This window comes from Nocardia farcinica, assembly GCF_029867845.1.
Lineage (GTDB): Bacteria > Actinomycetota > Actinomycetes > Mycobacteriales > Mycobacteriaceae > Nocardia > Nocardia farcinica_A.
This window is the reverse complement of record NZ_JARWRU010000807.1, coordinates 1-2,273: the sequence shown is the minus strand read 5'-3', so window position 1 is coordinate 2,273 and position 2,273 is coordinate 1. Positions and strand designations below refer to the sequence as shown.

The 2,273-nt window shown below is 70.9% G+C and carries 1 protein-coding gene; it reads right to left on the bottom strand.

Features of this window, described 5'->3' with window-relative positions:
• Positions 1–122: 122 nt before the first annotated feature.
• Positions 123–2,042 carry a Stk1 family PASTA domain-containing Ser/Thr kinase gene (gene pknB / locus QH283_RS17620; RefSeq protein WP_280504082.1) on the bottom strand — a complete coding sequence of 640 codons (1,920 nt, stop codon included), beginning with the start codon at positions 2,040–2,042 and terminating at the stop codon, positions 123–125.
• Positions 2,043–2,273 lie beyond the last annotated feature (231 nt).

The window sequence follows — 2,273 nt, the reverse complement described above, 5'->3', positions numbered from 1 at the left end:
GGGGGGTCTGTCTCCTCTTTCTTCTCCCCCCGCCCCCCCGCCCCCCCCCCGCCTCCCCGCCTCTCTTTTTGGCTTCCGGGGGGGGCGGCCGGCTGTGCTGTCGAGGCGCACCGCGCCGCCGGTCACGGCGGGCCGAGGACCCCGGTGGTGATCGAGATGGTGCCGGTCTTGGACACCGAGGAACCAGCCTGCGGCTGCTGGCCGACGATGCGCCCGACGCTGCCGGTGTCGAAGGTGCCCTGGGTGGACTGGTCGATCTGGGCGGCGGTGCCGGTCCAGCCCGCCTGGCGCAGGCGGTCCAGCGCCTGCGCGGGGGTCAGGCCGACCAGGCTCGGCATGGTGATGTTGTCGCCGGTGGAGACCTGCACGGTCACCGTCGAACCGCGATCGGCGCTGGTGCCGCCCGCCGGGTTGGTGCCGACCACCTCGCCCTTGGGGCGCGCCGAGTCGACCTCCTCGATGGTGATCTTGAAACCGGCGCTGTCCACCAGGTTCGGCTCGGCCACACTGATGTCCTGGCCGACCACGCTGGGCACCCTGACCTTCTCCGGCCCCTTGCCGATCCACACCACGATCGCCTGGTCGACGTCGACCCGCGCACCCGCGGCGGGCTCGGTGCCGACCACCGAGTCGATGTCCTGCGCGCTGGACTCCTTGCGCACCACGTTCGGATCCATCCGCAGGCCGACGGCGTTGAGCTCCTGCTCGGCCTGCTGCACGGTCAGGCCGTCGAGCCTGGGCACCTGCACCTGGGCGGGACCAGAGGACACCTGCACGGTCACCGTGCTGCCCTCGTCGATCCGGGAACCACCGAGCGGCTGGGTGGCGATGACATTGCCCGCGGCGACCTTGCTGTCGGGTTTCTGCTGGATCGCCACCGCGAAACCGAGCCGTTGCAGGGTGTCCTGCGCCTGCTGGGCGGTCTTGTTCGACAGGTCGGGCACGGCCACCTGGTCGGGCTTGCTTCCAGGGCCGAGCAGCACCCAGAACAGCGCGAACGCCACGGCGAGCGCCGCCGCGGCGCCGAACGCCAGGTAGGCGGTCCTGCGGCCGCCACCGGGGTCGGCGATCTCGTGTTCGGTGGTGACCGGGGCGTCGTCGTCCTCACGCCCGTGCATGCGGTAGCCGCGCGGGGCGGGCTCGTCCTCGTCGAGGAAAGTGGTGCGGTCCTCGTCGGTCATCACCATCGGCGCGGCAGGCTTCTGCCCGCCGAGCACCCGGATCAGGTCGGCGCGCATCTCCGCGGCGGTCTGGTAGCGGTTGGCCGGGTTCTTGGCCATCGCCTTGAGCACCACCGAGTCCAGCTCGCGCGGCACGCCGGGGTGGACGTGCGAGGGCAGCCTCGGATCCTCCTTGACGTGCTGATAGGCCACCGCCACGGGGGAGTCGCCGCTGAACGGGGGCTCCCCGGTGAGGATCTCGAAGAGCACGCAGCCGACCGAGTACACGTCCGAGCGGGCGTCCACGGTCTCGCCGCGCGCCTGCTCCGGCGAGAGGTACTGAGCGGTGCCGATGACCGCGGCGGTCTGGGTCATCGGGTTGGCCGCGTCGGCGATCGCGCGGGCGATGCCGAAGTCCATGACCTTCACCGCGCCGGAGCGGTTGATCATGATGTTGGCCGGCTTCATGTCCCGGTGCACGATGCCGTGCTTGTGGCTGAAGTCCAGCGCGGCGCAGACATCGGCGACGACCTCCATGGCCCGCCGGGGCGCCAGCGGGCCCTTGCCGCGCACGATGTCGCGCAGGGTGTCGCCCTCGACGTACTCCATGACGATGTAGGGCAGCGGGCCGCCGTCGATCTCGGCCTCGCCGGTGTCGTAGACCGCGACGATGGCCGGATGGTTGAGGGCGGCCGCGTTCTGCGCCTCCCGCTTGAAGCGCAGATAGAACGTGGGGTCGCGGGCCAGATCCGCGCGCAGCACCTTGATCGCCACGTCGCGGCTCAGCCGCAGATCCCTGGCCCGGTGGACCTCCGACATCCCGCCGAATCCGATGATCTCGCCCAGTTCGTAGCGTGACGAGAGATTCTTCGGGGTCGTCATTGTTGTCCTTGCTGAGGTGTGGTGGGCTCGCTGGGCGCAGTGGCCGTCGGACCTGCGGCACCGGAATCGGAATCTTCGGTGAATGGTAGGTCGAGCGTCGGGAAGAAGGTGCGCGTGGCCGTCGGACGCCGGGTGCGCGTCGGCTCCTCGGTCGTGGTCGGCCCCACGGTTGTAGGCTACACCGGGGTCGTGGTAGGCGACCGCACGGGGGTGGTCGGGGGGGGCCGTGAG